This is a genomic window from Sphingomonas hylomeconis (assembly GCF_025370105.1).
GTDB classification, from domain to species: domain Bacteria; phylum Pseudomonadota; class Alphaproteobacteria; order Sphingomonadales; family Sphingomonadaceae; genus Sphingomonas; species Sphingomonas hylomeconis.
On sequence record NZ_JANQBK010000020.1, the window covers coordinates 29,662 to 47,569 of the forward strand.

Here is a 17,908-nt window from a genome sequence, read left to right on the forward strand (position 1 = left end):
TTCAGCGCATGACGAGCAGCATTTCCCGTCGCCACCCCGTGGTGGCGACGTCAACCGCAGGCCTTACTTGGCGTCGACCGTGTCGATCAGATCCAGCAACCCATCGACGATCGCTGTCTCCGCGCAACCAGGCTTCAGCTTCGACGACACCACTTCGAACGTATTGTACGCGAACGCCGCATCGTTGGGGATATAACCCGATCCCGCCATGCCGTTGGTCAGCGTGGTCATCATCGTGTGCTTGAACGGCGATTCCCGCTTGAAGCGTTGCGCGATCGTGGTGAACACCTCGCCGTTCACGCCGCCGATCACCGTATCGCCGATCTTGAGCAGGCTCAGCCGCAGGTCGATCGGATCGGCATCCTGATACGTGCCGGCATAGCCCGCGCGGCCCTGATCGAGCCGTTTCCGCCCCGGGCAGGTCACCGTCTTCTGCGCGCCCGCGATCCGCGCCTCGGTCACCGGCCGTTCAAGGCTGGCGCGCGCGACGTGCAGCACTTCTTCGCCCAGCATCTGCCCCATCGACAGCGCCATCTGTTTCTGCTGCTTCATCAGCGTGGCGACGCGCGGATTGTTGCGATCCATTCCCGTCCCGCCCGGCGGCATCGCGTTGCTGATATCCTCGCCACGCTTGGCGTAATCGGCGATGCGGATCGCGCGCAGATCATAGGTCTGCTGGAAGAAGATCGGGTTCTGATCGCCCGCCGCGCCATTCGAATAGACCGCCACCGCATCCCCCCCGAGCGAGTCCTCGATATAGTTCGATGCCGCCCCGGGCAGATCGGCGCTGATCATATCCAGATTTCCGGTCAGCACGGCATGCACGCCGTAATTGTAATAGATCGCGATCGGCGCGCCGGCCGGCGTTTCGAACCGCACAACCGCCACCGTCTTGTCGGACGGGCCATCGTAATTCGGGCCTTCCCACCAGCGATGCGTCTGCGGATCGATGATGTTGCGGTTCACGTTGATGTACGAAACGCCGGTGCCGTACGCCATCCGCGCCGGCCTCATCGCGGCCGCCGCCTTGCGCACCGCTTCGAAGATCTTGCCTTCATATGCATCGCCGCGCAGCCACGGCGCGCTGTGCGTGTGCGTCGCGGTCAGCAGGAATTGCGTCGCGGGAATGCGCAGCTCGCGCGCAGCGCGCGCGCTCACCCGCTGCCAGGTGTCCGTCCCGACCGCACCGGCATCCACGGTGACCATCGCCGCGCGCGTCTTTCCGTCATCCAAGACGATGGCGCGTACATTGATCGGATCAAGTACGCCAAGCATGTTCTTGGGCATATCCGCGCCGGCCGGCGTCACATCCACTTTGGCGGCGCCGACCTTTAGCGCACCAGCCATTGGTGCGCCTTGCGCCATGGAAGCAGTAGCCGGCCCGCACAATACGACGGCAAGCGCCGTATAGAGTTGAAATTTCATGGCTGTCTTCCTGTGTTCAACTGATGAAGTAGAGGCTGGAGAGCATCGAAATCATGCCTGGTTGGGCAGAGTATCGTGACAGCGTTTCAGGCGCGGCGCGCATCCATCATCCTCTCTGCCTCCGCCTATCGCGGCAAGCTTGTTTGCAATCGATTGCTATGAGATAATCGGCGGGGTTGTCGAACGCAACAGTGTTCTGCTGTTGATCGAACGATGTACGCCACCGAGAGGTAGGGTGCCTTCGGGAACCCCCGGACCAAGGATTCAGCGGCATGGGTTTAAAGGTTTAACGGACGGACCAGTACCAAAACGAACGTCCGGGTAAGTCATTGATGTACAAGAATGCAGTCAGTCCGGATTCCATCCAGACGGGCCGTGCAGCCCTCGTATTTACCCGCTGAACGAACGCCAACTTACCGCGATCGCTAACGCGAAAGCGTAATCACCGCTTTCAACATTCAACGGTCGCTCGGCACCCGGCTCGCCCACATGAACGAAAGACCGTTTAGGCGCTGCTTGCCCGATATCCGACGACTCGCGCTCGCAGGCGTGGCCCCTGCGCGGCTTGCAGGCTTCACGATCCGCACAGACCTCGCCGAAGGTCGACTGATAGAGCTGTTGCCCGGCGTATTTCTGCCGGCGACGGAGGCCTTCCACGCCGTTTATGTTGGGCGATCGGAAACATTGCCGGAACGGGTTCGCATCTTCCTGGATCATATAAGTGGTCTAGGAACTGTAAGCTGAGTCGCGCCCTTCGCAGCGAAATGGAGCAGCGGCAGATTTTAGAATGCGTCGTTATAGACATGAACATCGCGAAATGGGCGCAAGCCAATCAGCCGGCTTGCGCGCCCCGAATGACGAGTTTCATTAAAAGCCGACGCTCACATCAACGACGCTGAATGTCTTGAGCTGGTCGTTGCCTGCCGCGGCAGTCACGACCCAATTTTTGACATTCGCGATCATCTCAGCGCTTCCCAAAATAGTCATCTGTTCATGTGGCAGTCTGCCCTGCTCCATACGCGGATATTAGCCTTGGGGACGACGTGAATCGGGGACTTTTCTGCCGTCCCCGCGACAATTCGAAGGGCATACCTCGCGAGGAGCCGACGTCCGCCAGACCGGCACCGCGGAACGACAGGTCCTGGGCCGCTTGCGGCTTGGCAGATCTTCGGCGGCGACCGCGTCAGCGCAGTCATAGTGTCGCAACGAGCGCTATCACCGAGAACTGCCACCCAGATCAAAACCGACCCGTCCAGATCGTTCTGGTTTCACCAAGCTTTCGTACCGAAGCCGATCGACAATGTCGTACGTATCAAGCGCCGGGGCATGGCGAAGCTGACGTGCAACCACGGCAAAATCGCCCGGGGTCAGGTTGGTCACCTCTGCCAAACTCTTCGGCGCGGTGCAGTGGAAGAAGCGAACGAAGGCACGCGCCGCCCGCTCCCGTCCCAGCGGCCGTAAATCCAGCTTGAAAACAAAACGCCGCAGCGTCGCCGGATCGAGCGAGTCCGGATGATTGGTTGCCGCGACCACCGGCAGTGGATGCCGGTCCAGCCAGGTGAGCAACTCGTTCACCTGCCCGACCTCCCAGCTATTATGCGCCCGCGTCCTGTCAAACAGCAACGAATCCGCTTCGTCGAACAGCAGCACGCCCTCCTGCCGTCGCGCTTCGGCGAACGCTTCGGCAATCTGTGCTTCGGTCTCGCCGACCCATTTGGACAGCAGATCGGAAGCACGCTTCACGATCAAGGGCCGATCTAGCGCGCGGGCCAGGTGATGCGCGAGCGCGGTTTTGCCCGTCCCCGGCGGACCAGTGAGCAACAGCGACACGTCAGGCGTTTCGCTATCGCGCATCGCGGCGAACAGCGGTGCGAGCGGGCGATCGGTTTCGAACAGTTCGAGATCGAGCGCGCCGGGGCTGTCAAGCGGCAACTCGGCACCGCGCAACGCCCGGACAAGCGCCGTCGCTGCGCGGACGCCGCCGTCCCCGTCGTCGGCCAGCCGCGCCGCACGCGCCGCCACGCGCAAAACGGATGCGGTTTCCGGGGCGCGGTCGATCAGGCCAACGAATCCATCACCGGGCTGCACGCCCTCGTCGCGCGCGATCCGGTCCAGCATCCGCAACGCCGTCCGCCGCGGCGGCGCGCCGAGCTTCAGCACAAAGCTCATCCGCCGCAGGATCGCATCGTCGATATTGCCGATCGCATTGGTCGTCCAGATCACCGGCACGGCATTGGTTTCCAGCATCCGGTTGACGAACACCTTGCTGCCTTCGCGCCGCGAGAACCAGTCGCCGTCGGAACGCTGGCTGTCACCGATCAGATCTTCCATCTCGTCGAACAGCAGCGCCGCATCGCCGCGCGGGCCGAGCAAGCGTTGCGCAAGCCGCAGCGCACCGACCCGTTCCCGGCGCGTGGGCTCGTTATCGTCCTCGTCGGCCTCGGCGACACTGCGCATCTCGACGCCCGCCGCCGCCGCCAGCGTCCGGGCGAGTTCGGTCTTTCCGGTGCCGGGCGGTCCGTGAATGAGGATGTTGATGCCGGCCGCGCGTTCGCTCACGGCGCCGCGCAGGAGGCGCACGAGGAAGGCGGCATCGGCAACGTGGACAAAGTCATCGAGCGTCAGCGTTGCCGTCTGGCGCGCGCCAACCAGCACGTCGATCATCTCGGCACCCGATGCAGGCGCGCGGTCGAGCAAGCGCTCGAGCGGCCAGCGGATGTCGATCTCGACCACGCCCTGCCAATCGGAGACGAAGCCGACCAAGCCCAGGCGCAGCACCGGGCTTTGCCGCACCGCGCGCTCGGCGTCCTGCGGGTCCGCCCCCGCCAGTATCCCGAGCAGGGTTGGCAAGTCGCGCCCGTGCCGCGCCGCGATCTCGGCCAGCGACGATACGCGCTGGAACCGGTCGCAAGCGACCATCAGTTCGAGCAGTGCGCTATCGACCGCCCCGAGCCCAAGTCGGCGCGCGAGTTCGACCGCGAGGCGTAGCGCCTGTGGCGGCGTTTTTTCTCCAGCCTCGGCGCACGCAATGCCTTTGAGCAACGCGTCCCAGCCAAGCTCGCCCTCCGGATTTTCGCCTGCGAGGAGCCAGTCAGCGTGCGGCTGCGCCCATTCGGTGACCGCCTTGGCGATCGATGTGGTTGCGGGCATGCCGCGACCGATCCGGAGCAAGATGCTCCGGACGATATGATGTTCGTCCATGATGTCCCACCGGCCTCGACCGGACGCGACAAAGCGCGCCTGTCAGGCTCTTTCGAATTTCAGATGTTTCGAAACGCGGCCGCGGGTGATCCCGCCCGGCCGCAGCGTCGTGGGACGCTTACGAGAAGGGCTGAAAACCGGCGGGCGCGACGCCCCGAATGGTTGTAATGGCCAGCAATGCATATCTCCGATGCAAACACGTGAAAGTGTCCGCGGCGACGCCGTTACCGCAAAAGCGCCGCCGCGACAACTATCGTATCGTGACGAGGTTGGACTCCCCTTCCCGTACCGCGAAGGTAGTGCGGCGCCCCGTGAAGCGCTCGATAATATTCGCCGCCGTCAGGCTGTGCTGACTGAACTTGACCGTGGTGAAGCTGCCACCGCCTGCAAGCGCGAACGGCATCAACAGCTGGTCTGCCAGATACGGCCCCGCGAACGCATCGGTGGCGAGGAAACCCGCCATGCGTTGCGCGGCGGTCTTCGCAAGCGATTCCGCTGATACGCCGAGCTTGCCGAAACCGGTGACGATCTCGGCGCCATGTTCGAACGCCGCCTCCAGCAGCAGCGCGTTGCCGGGGCCTTGCTCGGCAGGAAGCTCCCGCACGGCGAAGGCGTCTTCTGGCCAGTCCGGCAGAAGCCTCCGCGCGGTCTTGATCTCACGCTCGGCAATGTCGAACGCGAGCGCGGCGAACATCGCGGTCGCCGAGACCGACTGCAACGCCCCGCGATCAAGGCAATCGATGGGCGCGAGCTTGCCGGGTGCGATGTCCACCTCGATCCGGCCGCCGCCGCGCGGGTAGAAGCCGTGCCGCGTCAACCGCATCTCGACCTGCCCGCCCATGCGCCGCACGACGGGCACGAACACCCGCGCCATGAAATCGAACGGCGGTGCGAGCATGTTGTGCGTACCACCCTCCAGCACCAGCCGCGAAGGAGCGTCGGCAAGCAGCAGCGGCATCAGCAGGGTCTGGAAGACCAGGCTGGTGCTACCAGCGGTGCCGACCGCGAACCGATACTCGCCCGGCGTGACTCGGCCGGGCGTGAAGGCAATCTCCGACGATCCTACCGAAACACCTTCGGCATGCACCCCGCCGACGGCAAGCGCCGCCTCGATCGCGGTGACGTGCTGACGCATCAAGCCAGGCTTGGAGCGCTTCCCGCGGACATTGGTGATGCGGAACGGCTGCCCGGTGACGAGCGACAGCGCGCACGCGTTGCGCACGATCTGCCCCCCGCCTTCGCCTTCCGATCCGTCGATGATGATCACAGTCGTTTCCCGTCATGACAATTGATGCGCGGCATCCACCAGAAACTCCACGTCTCGGCATTTTTCTTGTCGGACGTACCGATGCCGAAATCTCCGTCCCCGATACCAACATCCACAAACGCGCCCTTCAGGCTATTCGACAGTTCCATGCCCATTGTCAGATCTAGCCTGCCCTCATTTTCGAGCAGAGTCAGATCGCTGGCCGCAGGAAGATAATTGATCCGCAACTTCTCGAACCGATCCGCCTTCGGCGGCCCAAAGTTTGGCACGCCCCAAATATCTGCTGACACGCGCGCAAGCGAAAGCGTCCGGTGGCAAGCGACGTCTGCAGCCGTCATCCGCTCGATCAAATCGACAACCGAGGCGCAGCCAGTCGGGTCAGCAGAGAAATGCCAACCTTTACGATTGCGCTTCGGTACAGCATATCGCCAGATGTAGATCGCGCCTGATTGTCGCCATGCACTGACATCTTCGGCCATCACGGCCTCCCGGTGGCGGTGCACGTCAAGGGCTAGCCCTTGACGCACACCACCTGCTTCAGGGTGTGGACGATCTCGACCAGGTCCGCCTGCGCGGCCATCACGGCTTCGATCGGCTTGTAGGCCTTGGGCGTCTCGTCGATCACGCCCTCGTCCTTGCGGCAGACGACGCCCGCCGTGTCGGCGATGTGCTCATCGAGCGTCACCAGCTTCTTGGCCGCCGTCCGGCTCATCACGCGACCGGCACCGTGCGAGCAACTGTCGAACGATTCCGGGTTGCCCAGCCCACGCACGATGAACGACTTGGCGCCCATCGAACCCGGGATGATCCCCATCACGCCCTTTGCGGCGCGCACCGCGCCCTTGCGGGTGACGAGCACGTTCTGGCCGAAGTGGTTCTCGCGCTGGACGTAGTTATGGTGGCAGTTGACCGCCTCCATCTCCGCGTCGAACGGCTTGGCGATCTGACCCCGAAGCGCGCGGATGACATTGGTCATCATCGTGCGCCGGTTGAGTGCCGCAAAGTCCTGCGCCCAGCCGACCGCCTCGACATAATCGTCGAAATGGTCAGTCCCTTCCGGGAAGTAGGCGAGATCCTCGTCGGGCAGGTTGATGAACCATTTGCGCATGTCCTGCTTGGCCAGTTCGATGAAGAACGTGCCGATCGCATTGCCCACGCCGCGGCTGCCCGAGTGCAGCATGATCCACACCCGCTGCTCCGTATCGAGGCACAGCTCGATAAAGTGGTTGCCGGTGCCGAGCGTCCCGAGGTGCACGAGGTTGTTGGTCTTGGCGAGCTTCGGATATTTCGCGACGATCCGCCCGAAACGCTCCGCAAGCGTCGCCCAGGCGTCGACGATCGCCGGCTGCGGGTCACCCCACGAACCGGGATCGCGCTTGCCCTGCTTCACGTCGCGGCCATGCGGCACGGCGCGTTCGATCGCGGAGCGGATCGCTTCCAGATTGTCCGGCAGATCGCTTGCCACCAGCGAGGTCCGCGCCGCCATCATGCCGCAGCCGATGTCGACGCCGACCGCCGCCGGGATGATCGCCCCCTTGGTCGGAATCACCGAGCCAACGGTCGCGCCGATGCCGATATGGACGTCGGGCATCACCGCGACATGCTTGAACACGAACGGCATCTGCGCCGCGCGGGCAAGCTGCGCCCGCGCACCGTCTTCGACCGGTACGCCCCGCGTCCACATCTTGATCGGCACGCCGCCTTCGACGTGCTGGTAATCATACAGTGCTTCGGTCATCGCGACCTCCTCATCATAATCATGGTGTCGGCGACGAGGGTTGGCGAGACATTTCCCTGAGCTATCCAGTCACCTGGAGGCGGAGTTGGACCGCCGACCTCCTGCCTTGCGGCAGGCGCTCTGACCTGTAGTCCCGCCGGCATTCGCCGACGTTTTCGGTTCGGTGCTGGCGACGAGGTAAAGCGGGACATCCCAGATTGCTCCGGGGCGGATTCGAACCGCTCGGCCTTTCGGCCTTTACCGATGTAGTCCCGCCGGCATTCGCCAGCATTGTTCGGTCATGGCGACCAGGTGTTTGACGGACGTTCCTGCTCTACCGTTGAGCTACGCACCCAAAGGCGCGGCGGGATTCGAACCCGCATCTGGAGCGTGACAGGCATGTAGTCCGTCAGGCATTCGCCATGTTGATCTCGTCCACGGCGACGAGAGTTGGGAAAGACCGTCCCCTAAAGGACCGGTGCTCTATCCAGACTGAGCTACCACTCTTTCGAGCAGGCGGGATTTGGACCCGCGACCCCCGCATTCGTAGTGTAGTCCTTCCCGGCATTCGCCATGATATTCGTTGGGCCGTGGCGACGAGGAACGGTGAGACGGCGGTCCTTAAGCTACGTTCCAGCGGCGGGATTCGAACCCGCATCTCCTCAGTCCGTTGCCGGCGCTGAGGCGCTTTACTCGTCGGACCTGTCTGTGGAGGTGTAGTCCCACCTGCATTCGCCACGACCCTTAGTTCATACCTCCGTCTGCTTGATGATTTCGACCCAGTCGCGCGTTTCGCCAGCGGCGAAGCGCGCAATCGTGTCGAACACGGCGTCGGAGAAGCCCCCGACGTTCAGGATGTCCGCCCGGCTCTGTGCCTGCGTCGTCCCGTATGGCTGGATGTCGACGCAGACGAGCCTGGCGTCCGGATTCCGGCGCTTCAGCTTGTCCCACTCCGCCATCGTTGCCGTCGACCCGTGCCGAGTGTCATCGACCCACGACTCATTGTCGGAGACGATCACCACCAGATCGACACTAGCCCGTTCCGCGTTCAGCATCGCCAGCGGTGCCGAGACATTTGTCCCGCCCCCGCCGACCGCCGCCAGCTTCGCCGCATTCACGGCGACGCGGGCCTTGGCATCGAGCTTAAGCTTCACGACCGACTGCTCGAACGGCATCACGCGCGCATCACGATTGGTCCGCAGCATTGCCGCTGTGACCAGCGCCGCGACATCGATGCAGCGTACCGTGGACGAAGCCCCCTTGCGGTAGCCCGTCGCCGGCGACTTCATCGATCCCGACACGTCGGGGCAGACCACCACGCGGCCAAGCACCAGCGGCACCGCTGCGAGCGATTGCTCGAGCGCGTCCTCGAGCGCCGCCTGGACCTTGAGCGGCACGCCCTCGCCGACCTGACCCAATGCCACCATCAACTGATAGGGCATCGGCCCGACCTTCGCGAGCGCCGCAGGGTCGGCGAGCCGAGCCGCAACCGCTTCGGTGACCCCCACAACGCCGAACGCCCCGTTACGCGCCAGCGTGTTGAGGTTCATCCGCAGCGCCTGCCACCCGATTCGCGTCGCCAGCTCGGCCCAATTTTCCGCAGTCAGCGGAAACGCGGTGAGCCATTCGAACGGCACCGGCGGCAGCGGCAGGGAAGCATCCGCCTTCCAGGCCTCGAACGCGGCGATCTCGGCGGGCAGAGCGGCGACGTCATAAGGACGTCCGATCAACCAGCCATAGAAGGCCTTGCGCGTGGCATCGGCCGGCTTGGGGTGAACCATCCGGACGATGTCGGCGAGGCTCGGATCCTTGCCCGTCGCCGCCGCCATCAGCTCCGCCATCGACGCCTGCTCCAGCCAGCGCTGAACCAACCGCTTCGGCCGCGTGCCGAGCGACGTCCGCCCGGCCTGCCCCGACCGCATGATTGCCACGAAGTTCCGCAGCATCCGCCCGTTGTCGATCACGCGCCCGAAGACCGGCACCGCCAGATCGGGATCGGCGACCGTGAGGTACGCCGCCAGCACCGCCGGCATGTCCTTCATCGCGCCTGACTTGCGAGCGTAGATCGCAGCTTGCGCCACGAAATACGGATCGACTGCCTTGGCTGCCTCCAGCACATCGGCAAGCTGCATCTCGGCAGCGCCATAGAAAGTATCCGCCAGCGTTCCCGTGGCAGCAAGCTGCGCCAGCTTCGCCTCGGGGCCATAGGCATAGGCCGGTGCGCCCTCACGGTTCACGGCATCAGGCCGTGGCTGCATCAGCCTGGCGACTGCCGAGGCGAAAAGTCCCTTGTTGGCCATTGTCCAACTCCTCGAATTCTGCCGTTCGGGGGCGGCTGGCGCATTCCAGCCGCCCCGTGTCCGGTCCGCTACCGAGAAGGCCGAAATATCGCCTCACTCGATGCATGACACTCAGCAGGAGGCGTGCCAGTCGCTCTTTGCGTCGCCCGACAAAACATTAAGATACTGATTTTACGTATGATATTATCGGGATGGGCGGAACTGTGAAATAAGTGCCCCTCACAAACCGCAAATATTTGTATCGATCGCGATAGCATTTTATCTTATGGGATAAGGATGAAGCCACGCACCGTCATTGGATTCTTGGGATCGACGCTCGACGCTGCCAAGTTCGGTCCGTCGCGCTGGAACAAGTGGCGGCCAAGCGTCGGCGTAACGATGCACGAGGATCTGCGCGTCGATCGCTTTCTCCTGATCCACGGCAGCCCACACAGTCGCCTTGCCGCCTATGTCGCCGAAGACATCGCCTCGGTCTCGCCCGAGACAACGGTCGAACTGCGCTTGCTCGACTTCACGGACCCGTGGGATTTCGAGGAAGTGTACGGCAAGCTGCTCGACTTCGCCCGCGCCGAGCCATTCGATCCCGAGGTCGAGGATTATCTCGTCCACATTACCACCGGGACGCACGTCGCGCAGATCTGCCTCTTCCTGCTGACCGAGGCGCGCTATTTACCAGGGAGGCTGTTGCAGACGCAGCCGGAGCGCGGATCGATCAACCCGGCAGGCACCTGGAACACGATCGACCTCGACCTCTCACGCTACGACAGTATCGCAACGCGGTTTGCCGTCGCGAGTGCGGAAAGCGCGTCCTTCCTCAAATCCGGCATCGATACGCGCAATGCCGCCTTCAACCGCATGATCGACGAAATCGAGCGCGTGGCGCTGCGATCCAAGGCCCCGATCCTACTGATGGGGCCGACGGGTGCGGGCAAGAGCCTGCTGGCGCGCCGCATTTACGAGCTCAAGAAATCGAAGCATCAAGTCGCCGGGCCGTTCGTCGAGGTGAACTGCGCAACGCTGAAAGGCGACGGCGCGATGTCCGCGCTGTTCGGCCACCGCAAGGGCGCCTTCACGGGTGCCGTCGCGGATCGCCCGGGGCTGCTGCGTGCCGCCGACAAGGGTATGCTGTTCCTCGATGAGATCGGCGAACTGGGCTTGGACGAACAAGCGATGATTCTCCGCGCAATAGAGGACAAGCGCTTCTTGCCGGTGGGCTCAGACAAGGAAGCGGCGTCCGAGTTCCAGCTGATCGCCGGCACCAACCGCGACCTGGGGGAAGCCGTCGCAGCCGGCGCATTTCGCGACGATCTCTATGCGCGGCTCAACCTGTGGACCTTCACGCTCCCCGGCCTCGCCGATCGGCGCGAGGATATCGAGCCCAATCTCGAGTACGAACTTGACCGCTTCGCCGAGCGCGAAGGCGACCGCGCCAGCTTCAACAAGGAGGCGCGCCAACGCTATCTGGCGTTCGCGACGGCGCCCGATGCACGCTGGCCCGGCAACTTCCGCGACTTGGCCGCCAGCGTGACGCGCATGGCGACGCTCTCGCCAAAGGGGCGCATCGACATGGACTGCGTCAATGCCGAGATTGTGCGGCTGCAGCGGCTGTGGTCGGCGCAGACGGACGATGGCGCAGGGGTGTTGGCCGAACTCCTGGATGACGCCGCGCTCGCCGAGATCGACCCGTTCGACCGCGTCCAGCTGGCCGAGACGATCCGCATCTGCCGCAACAGTCGCTCGCTTTCCGAAGCCGGCCGCTCGCTATTTTCTGTCTCACGAGCGCGGCGTAGCACCGCCAATGACGCCGACCGGCTCAAGAAATACCTCGCCCGGTTCGGATTGGACTGGAGCTCGGTTTCTCAAGGCTAGGTTAGAGCGCGGATTTGACGACCGACCGGCTTCGGGTGGGTTGCCCGGCGCAGATCATTCGCGAGAACGGCAAGCGCCGCGTGGTCGTCAAGGCCAATGTCCGCGGGCGCGACGTCTCGAGTGTCGTCGCCGAGGCGCAGGCGGTGATCGCCAGCCAGGTCCAGCTCCCTGCCCGCCTCCGGCTGGACTATGGCGTCAGTTCGAAAACCCCGACTCCGCCCGCAACCGGCCGGCCTCGGTCGTCCCGGCCTGTTTCGCGCTGATCATGCTGTTGCTGTTCGGCGCACTCGGAAATCTTCGCGATGCTGCGATCCCTTCACGGGGGTGCCCCTAGCGCTGGTCGGGGGGTGCTTGCGTCGGTGCTGCGCGGAAGCCCTTTTCGATCTCGGCGGCGGCCGGCTTTATCGCGCTGTCGGCATAGCCGTGCTGAACGGCAATGCTGCCTCTCCCGCGACATAATGTCGCGACGGGCTTGACACTGCGCCACCCTCGCAACATATGAAGTTACATGAAGCGCGACAGCAGATTATCGGGCGTGCTGCACGTCCTGCTCCACATGGCCGAGACGCAAAGCCCGGTCACATCGGAAGCGATGGCCAGAGCGATGCAGAGCAATCCGGTGGTGATCCGCCGGATCATGGCCGGCCTGCGCGATGCCGGCTTCGTGCGCTCGGAAAAGGGGCATGGCGGCGGTTGGACGATCGCGCGTGACCTTGCCGCGATCACGCTGCGCGACGTCTACGCCGCGCTCGGCAGCCCGGCGCTGTTCGCGATGGGCAACCGCACGGATGCCCCCGGCTGCCTGGTCGAGCAGGCCGTCAACGCCGCGCTGAATGGCGCTTATGCCGATGCAGAGGCGCTGCTGCTCGAGCGCTTCGGCAGCGTGACGCTCGCCGGGCTGAGCGCCGACTTCCACGCGCGCATCATCGCGAGCGGCAAATCGATCGATCTGGAGACTGTTCATGCAGCATGATGCCCTCGTCATCGGAGGTAGCTTTGCCGGCCTGTCCGCCGCCATGCACATCGCCCGCGCGCGCCGCTCGGTTTGCGTTGTGGACGCTGGCGCCCCGCGCAACCGCTTCGCCGACGCCTCGCACGGCTTCTTTGGACAGGACGGCAACGAGCCGCTCAGCATGATCGCGGGCGCGCGGGCGCAGCTCGAACTGTATCCGACCGTCCGCACCGTGGAAGGCGCAGCGACTGGCGCATCGCCCATCACCGGCGGCTTCGCGGTATCGCTGGCTAGCGGCGAGACGTTGACCGCGGCCAAGCTGGTATTGGCCTTCGGCATCTCCGACGTGCTGCCGGAAGTGCCCGGGCTGGCCGAGCGCTGGGGCAAGAGCGTGCTGCACTGCCCGTATTGCCATGGCTTCGAATATGGCGGTCAGCGTCTGGGCGTTCTGCAGACGATGCCGATGTCGGCGCATCAGGCGCTGCTCATTGCCGATTGGGGCCCGACCACCTTGTATCTGAGCGGCGGTGACATGCCGGATGCCGAGATGCAGGCGAAGCTGGCGCGTCGCGGCGTCGCCATCGAACCGGCGCCGATCGTGGCGCTGCGCGGCAACGGTACGGCGCTGTCGTCGCTGCTGCTCGCGGATGGTCGCGAGGCCCGGATCGAGGCACTTTATCTCGCGCCACGCTCTCGGCTCAACAGTTCGATTGCCGAGCAGCTCGGCTGCGCCCTGGACGACGGCCCGTTCGGCCCGGTGATCCGTACCGATGCGGCGAAGCTGACCACTGTCCCTGGTGTATATGCGGCCGGCGATGCTGCGCGGGCGCCGCATAACGCTAGTTGGGCGGCTGCCGATGGCGTGACTGCAGGTGTCTCGCTCCACCAGTCGCTGGTGTTCGAGCCACTGGCTGCCTGATCGAGGAACGGTGGGCATGACGCAACGCACATCCTCGCCATTTGCGGACCCGGTCGCCGTCGCATCCTACGCAGCGGAGACGCGTCGCAAGGTCCCTGGGATGGCCGATCTCCACCGTATGGCAACATTGCTGCTTGCCGAGCAGGCGCCGGGGGATGCCCGGATCCTGGTGGTCGGCGCGGGGGGCGGGGCTGGAGCTCGCCGCCATGGCAAACGCACAGCCGAACTGGTGCTTTACCGGTGTCGATCCCTCGCCCGCCATGCTGGATCTTGCGCGGCAAGCCGCCTTGCCGTTCGCCGATCGGGTCACGCTCGTTGCGGGCACGGTCGATCAGTCGCCGCCTGAGCGCTTCGACGGCGCGACATGCCTGCTGGTGCTTCATTTTCTTGACCGGGACGAACGGCTGCAGACGTTGCGGGAGATCCGGCGTCGCCTGCAACCGGGCGGGCGGATCGTGGTGGCCCATCACGCGCCGCCCAGCGACGATCCCGAACGCTGGATGGCGCGCTCCGCCGCATTCGGCGACCGTGCTGCGTCCGACCCGGCAAAGGCTCGGGCCACCGGAAAAATGATGACTGAACGCCTGCCGCTGATCGCTCCAGCAGCGGAAGAAGACGTCATGCGCGAGGCTGGGTTCGTGGACGTCGCCCTGTTCTACGCAGCATTGTCATTTCGTGGCTGGTTCGCCGCCGATCGTCGGCCGAATTGATCCACACGAGCGGTGCGGTGATCGCGGCGAGCTTCGCGGACGGATCATAGCTGCGCGACGCATCGACCTGGTAGATCAGATCGTTGGCATCGAGCAGCGGCAAGGCCTTGGCGACGCGATCTTGTGCGAACGCGGCGGCGCCCTCCCGCGTCGGGTACAGCGCCTGCAGATTGAGCGGCGCCGCACCCGCGATGACAAGGCCGTCTGCGCCGTACGCAGCCCTTGCATCGGCTGCGCTGTGTAATTGCCGCGCGCCCAGACCGGATCGGCCTTGATCCCGTCGATCAGCAATTGCCGCCACATTCGGTTCAGTCCGGCGATCGGCACCGGCTCGCATGCCATCGGCATCAGGGCGCGCGCGAAATCGGGATAGGTTTCACCCCATAGCAGGCCGTGCATGCACCCCATCGACGTGCCCATGATCAGCCGCATGCGGCGGATGCCCAGCCCGTCGTACAGCAGGCGGTATTGCGCCTCGACCATGTCGGCATAATCGTAGCGTGGAAATTTCATGCGTAGCCCGTCGGACGGCTTGGAAGATTGGCCGTGGCCGATCCCGTCGGGCAGGATGATCCAGTAGCGGCTGATGTCGAGCGGCTGGCCCGGGCCGTAAAGTTCGTTGGCGAATTGCGGCACCAGGAAATGCTTGCCGGTGCCGCCGGTGCCGTGAAGCACCATCACCGCATTGTCGATCTCGCCGCGTGCATTGCGGTGCGGTGTGCCCAGCGTCGTATAATGGATGCGCAGGTCCGCCAGCGTCTCGCCCGACGCGAAGCGGAAGTCGCGGATGCGAAAGTCGGCCTCCTTGGTCGGCCAGCGCCGTGCCGCGGCGGGTTGTGGTACCGATGCGGCGAGCGGGGTCGGAGCGGGTACTGCCGCTTGGACGGCGAGCGCGAGAAGGATGGAAAGCATGATGCGTTGTGCCTGCCCCCTCGCCGCTGCCAAGTGGCCTTTGCCTCACCAGCAAGCAGGCCTTGCGCAACCGGTGTCGGCTTGCCAGTCTGACGCTACAGATTGGGGGATCGACCGATGCGTAAGATACTATTGGCATCGCTGCTGGTCGCGGCGGCGCCTTCGGCGATCGCAGCACCGCACGCGCCGCTTCAGCCGGCTGCACCCGCGCCGACCCAGGCAACGAAGGAGCAGTTGCTGACGGCCCCGGCGGGGGCGCGGCATTATACGATCAGCTCGATCGCCGGGAAGCATGGCGACATCTGGTCATGGACCTTGCCCGACGGGCAGATCGCCTATCGCATGACGATGTCGCTGCGCGGCTGGATCACCGAGACCGACGAGACCATGACGCTCGGGCCGGACAAGCGGCCGATCGCGATCTCGATCCGCGGCTATACCGATAGCGGCGACGCGACCGAGAGCTTCACCGTCGATCCCGGCGGCGTCGCGCGCTGGAAAACGTCGGTCGATTCCGGGAATGCGCCGTTCACCGGCCGGCGCTACAACACCTATGGCGGTCCGTGGCTGGCGAGCGAGCATGACATCGAGGCGTTGGTCGCCGCGGGCGACAAGGGCGTCGATCTGCTGCCGACCGGCCATGCCACGCTGACGATCGGCGCGACGCACAAGATCGACGGTCCAGCGGGGCCGAAGACGGTCAGGCTCGCCTTCATTCGCGGCTACGGGTTCGCCCCCTCCCCCGTCTGGCTCGACGAGCAGAACCGCTATTTCGGCAATGCCGGCGGCATGTCGCTGCTCCCCGAGGGCTATGAGAAGGCCGGCCCGATCCTGAAGGACGTGCAGGACAAGGCGACCGCCGCGATGGTGCGCGATATCGCAAATCAATTCCTGACACCGGCAAACCGTACGCCGACCTTGATCGATCACGTGCTGATGTTCGATTCGATCGCCGGCACCTATGTGCCGGACCGGGCGGTGCTGATCGCCGACGGCAAGGTTGCCGCGGTCGGCGCGGGGGGCTCGATCACGGCGCCGACGGGGGCGACGGTGCTCGACGGCCGCGGCAAGACGCTGTCGCCTGGGCTGTGGGACGCGCACCAGCATGTCGGCGACGATTGGTCGCTGCTGCAGAATCTCGCCACCGGCATGACCAATTATCGCAGCCCGGGATCGGAAATCGAGGACGCGTTGAGCATCCTCAAGCGCCGCGCCGCCGGCGACCTCCTCGCCCCAGATGGCAAGGTTTCGGTTGTCATCGATCGCAAGGACCCGCTCGCCGCGCAGGGCGCGCTGACCGTATCGTCGGCAGCGGAAACGATCGCCGCGGTCGACAAGATCAAGGCCGCCGGCCTGTGGGGGGTCAAATTCTACACGTCGATGACCCCGGCCTGGATCGCGCCCGGCGCCGCGGAAGCGCACAGATTGGGACTGCATGTGAACGGCCATGTTCCCGCAGGCATGCGTCCGCTCGACGCGGTGCGCGCCGGCTATGACGAAGTCACGCACATCAACTTCATCATGATGCAGGCGATGCCGCAGGCCGTGGTCGACAAGGCGAACACCGCGGCGCGGCTGGAAGGCCCGGCCAAATACGGCAAGGACGTCGATCTCGATTCACCGGCGATGAAGGCATTCTATGCTGAACTTGCCGAGCGCAAGACGATCATCGATCCAACGCTGACTGTTTGGGAGCCGCTGATGACGTCGGACGGCAGCGCGCTCTCGCCTGAATATGCGCCGTTCGCCGAGGTCGCGCCGCCCGCCGTCGTGCGCGGCTGGAAGATCAGCGGCTATCCGTTGTTCGATGGCCTGACGCGAAACGATTTCCGCAAGAGCTTCGCCAAGATGGTCGGGCTGGTCGGGCGATTGCACAAGGCTGGCGTACCGATCGTCGCCGGCACCGATGGCTACGGCCTCGAATTGGTACGCGAGTTGGAGCTGTATCAACAGGCAGGGTTAAGCAATGCGGCAGCGCTGCAAACCGCGACGATCGTGCCGGCGCGCATGACGGGCATGGCCGATCGCACCGGATCGATCGCCGTCGGCAAGACGGCGGACATCATCCTGGTCGGCGGTGACGTATCGAAGGACCTCACCCGCCTGCGCCATGTCGAAACGGTGTTTCTCGACGGATACCGTCTTGATGGTAACAGCCTGCGACAGGCCAGCGGCCTTTCCGGCATGCCGAAATGACCCATAAATCGCCATCCAGGCGGCACAAGCCGCTCCCGGAAACCTGCCGTTCATTCACAATCTGATTACAGCATTTACCGACCGAGATTTATTGGCAGCTTCAACCTCGAACAGTCGGAGAGCCTCGGGCTGAAAGTCGTGTGCAGCCTTTCCAGGCGGAGGGGGGCCAAGCTGAGCATTGAAAATCGCTTATCATTGGGAACAGCATTACGCCTTGTTCTGCCTAATAGCGCCTCGCAGGCTCGACATAGGGTGGGCATCGGCTGAGGAACGAAACGACCCAATCATGGGTGCTCACCGCTGACAGCGGCGATCGGTAATGGCGCGAAGAATTTCGCCGAAGTGCGAGAGGCGCTGGAGGATCAGATAGCGATCCGGGAGCGCTGCTGGCGCGGGCTGGCCGATCTGGCGGCAGAGCCGACGCTGGCCATGATGCCGAA

General features: G+C 64.5%; 13 protein-coding genes and 1 pseudogene. 6 read left to right on the forward strand and 8 right to left on the reverse strand.

The window, feature by feature from the left end:
* Positions 1–63: 63 nt before the first annotated feature.
* The 7 genes from NV401_RS18040 to NV401_RS18070 form a co-directional block, all read right to left on the reverse strand.
* Complete coding sequence (locus NV401_RS18040; RefSeq protein WP_261295848.1) at positions 64–1,425, reverse strand: hypothetical protein; 1,362 nt, start codon at positions 1,423–1,425, stop codon at positions 64–66.
* A 390-nt stretch (positions 1,426–1,815) separates the two neighbouring features.
* Positions 1,816–2,142: a hypothetical protein gene (locus NV401_RS18045; RefSeq protein ID WP_261295849.1), complete on the reverse strand. Its 327-nt coding sequence runs from the start codon at positions 2,140–2,142 to the stop codon at positions 1,816–1,818.
* A gap of 498 nt (positions 2,143–2,640) precedes the next feature.
* Positions 2,641–4,158, reverse strand: coding sequence for an ATP-binding protein (locus tag NV401_RS18050; protein WP_261295850.1), 1,518 nt, complete (start codon positions 4,156–4,158; stop codon positions 2,641–2,643).
* Positions 4,159–4,876: 718 nt separating this feature from the next.
* Positions 4,877–5,893, reverse strand: coding sequence for an RNA 3'-terminal phosphate cyclase (rtcA, locus tag NV401_RS18055; RefSeq protein ID WP_261295851.1), 1,017 nt, complete (start codon positions 5,891–5,893; stop codon positions 4,877–4,879).
* On the reverse strand, positions 5,890–6,372 hold the full coding sequence (locus NV401_RS18060; RefSeq protein ID WP_261295852.1) for a hypothetical protein: 483 nt from the start codon (positions 6,370–6,372) through the stop codon (positions 5,890–5,892). Before NV401_RS18060 ends, rtcA begins: the two co-directional genes overlap by 4 nt.
* A gap of 32 nt (positions 6,373–6,404) precedes the next feature.
* Positions 6,405–7,631 (reverse strand): RtcB family protein, encoded by a 1,227-nt coding sequence (locus NV401_RS18065; protein ID WP_261295853.1) that lies wholly within the window; start codon positions 7,629–7,631, stop codon positions 6,405–6,407.
* 728 nt (positions 7,632–8,359) lie between these two features.
* Positions 8,360–9,910, reverse strand: a complete 1,551-nt coding sequence (locus NV401_RS18070) for a vWA domain-containing protein (RefSeq protein ID WP_261295854.1) — start codon at positions 9,908–9,910, stop codon at positions 8,360–8,362.
* 276 nt (positions 9,911–10,186) lie between these two features.
* Between NV401_RS18070 and rtcR the strand changes: the two genes are divergently transcribed.
* The 5 genes and pseudogenes from rtcR to NV401_RS18095 all read left to right on the forward strand — a co-directional run bounded on the left by rtcR (position 10,187) and on the right by NV401_RS18095 (position 14,360).
* Positions 10,187–11,779 carry an RNA repair transcriptional activator RtcR gene (gene rtcR / locus NV401_RS18075; RefSeq protein WP_261295855.1) on the forward strand — a complete coding sequence of 531 codons (1,593 nt, stop codon included), beginning with the start codon at positions 10,187–10,189 and terminating at the stop codon, positions 11,777–11,779.
* A gap of 44 nt (positions 11,780–11,823) precedes the next feature.
* A pseudogene (locus NV401_RS18080) lies at positions 11,824–12,214 on the forward strand (efflux RND transporter permease subunit); the annotation flags it as partial.
* Positions 12,215–12,287: 73 nt separating this feature from the next.
* On the forward strand, positions 12,288–12,752 hold the full coding sequence (locus NV401_RS18085; RefSeq protein WP_261295856.1) for an Rrf2 family transcriptional regulator: 465 nt from the start codon (positions 12,288–12,290) through the stop codon (positions 12,750–12,752).
* Positions 12,742–13,650 carry an NAD(P)/FAD-dependent oxidoreductase gene (locus tag NV401_RS18090; RefSeq protein ID WP_261295857.1) on the forward strand — a complete coding sequence of 303 codons (909 nt, stop codon included), beginning with the start codon at positions 12,742–12,744 and terminating at the stop codon, positions 13,648–13,650. Before NV401_RS18085 ends, NV401_RS18090 begins: the two co-directional genes overlap by 11 nt.
* Before the next feature lie 206 nt (positions 13,651–13,856).
* The gene (locus tag NV401_RS18095) at positions 13,857–14,360 is read left to right on the forward strand and encodes a class I SAM-dependent methyltransferase (protein WP_261295858.1); all 504 of its coding nucleotides are present in this window, start codon (positions 13,857–13,859) and stop codon (positions 14,358–14,360) included.
* A 75-nt stretch (positions 14,361–14,435) separates the two neighbouring features.
* Here the strand turns inward: NV401_RS18095 and NV401_RS18100 are convergent, their stop codons facing one another.
* On the reverse strand, positions 14,436–15,272 hold the full coding sequence (locus tag NV401_RS18100; RefSeq protein ID WP_380817420.1) for an alpha/beta fold hydrolase: 837 nt from the start codon (positions 15,270–15,272) through the stop codon (positions 14,436–14,438).
* 117 nt (positions 15,273–15,389) lie between these two features.
* On the opposite strand from NV401_RS18100, the gene NV401_RS18105 reads away from it, so the two are divergent.
* A complete protein-coding gene (locus tag NV401_RS18105) occupies positions 15,390–17,468 on the forward strand; it encodes an amidohydrolase family protein (RefSeq protein WP_261295859.1) in 2,079 nt (692 codons plus the stop codon).
* The last annotated feature ends 440 nt before the right edge of the window (positions 17,469–17,908 follow it).

Excerpts from the sequence above, each read along its gene's own strand:
- NV401_RS18040 (WP_261295848.1), bottom strand. The coding sequence starts at position 1,425 with ATGAAATTTCAACTCTATACGGCGCTTGCCGTCGTATTGTGCGGGCCG.
- NV401_RS18045 (WP_261295849.1), bottom strand. The coding sequence starts at position 2,142 with ATGATCCAGGAAGATGCGAACCCGTTCCGGCAATGTTTCCGATCGCCC.
- NV401_RS18060 (WP_261295852.1), bottom strand. The coding sequence starts at position 6,372 with ATGGCCGAAGATGTCAGTGCATGGCGACAATCAGGCGCGATCTACATC.
- NV401_RS18065 (WP_261295853.1), bottom strand. The coding sequence starts at position 7,631 with ATGACCGAAGCACTGTATGATTACCAGCACGTCGAAGGCGGCGTGCCG.
- NV401_RS18070 (WP_261295854.1), bottom strand. The coding sequence starts at position 9,910 with ATGGCCAACAAGGGACTTTTCGCCTCGGCAGTCGCCAGGCTGATGCAG.
- rtcR (WP_261295855.1), top strand. The coding sequence starts at position 10,187 with ATGAAGCCACGCACCGTCATTGGATTCTTGGGATCGACGCTCGACGCT.
- NV401_RS18085 (WP_261295856.1), top strand. The coding sequence starts at position 12,288 with ATGAAGCGCGACAGCAGATTATCGGGCGTGCTGCACGTCCTGCTCCAC.
- NV401_RS18090 (WP_261295857.1), top strand. The coding sequence starts at position 12,742 with ATGCAGCATGATGCCCTCGTCATCGGAGGTAGCTTTGCCGGCCTGTCC.
- NV401_RS18095 (WP_261295858.1), top strand. The coding sequence starts at position 13,857 with ATGGCAAACGCACAGCCGAACTGGTGCTTTACCGGTGTCGATCCCTCG.
- NV401_RS18100 (WP_380817420.1), bottom strand. The coding sequence starts at position 15,272 with ATGCTTTCCATCCTTCTCGCGCTCGCCGTCCAAGCGGCAGTACCCGCT.
- NV401_RS18105 (WP_261295859.1), top strand. The coding sequence starts at position 15,390 with ATGCGTAAGATACTATTGGCATCGCTGCTGGTCGCGGCGGCGCCTTCG.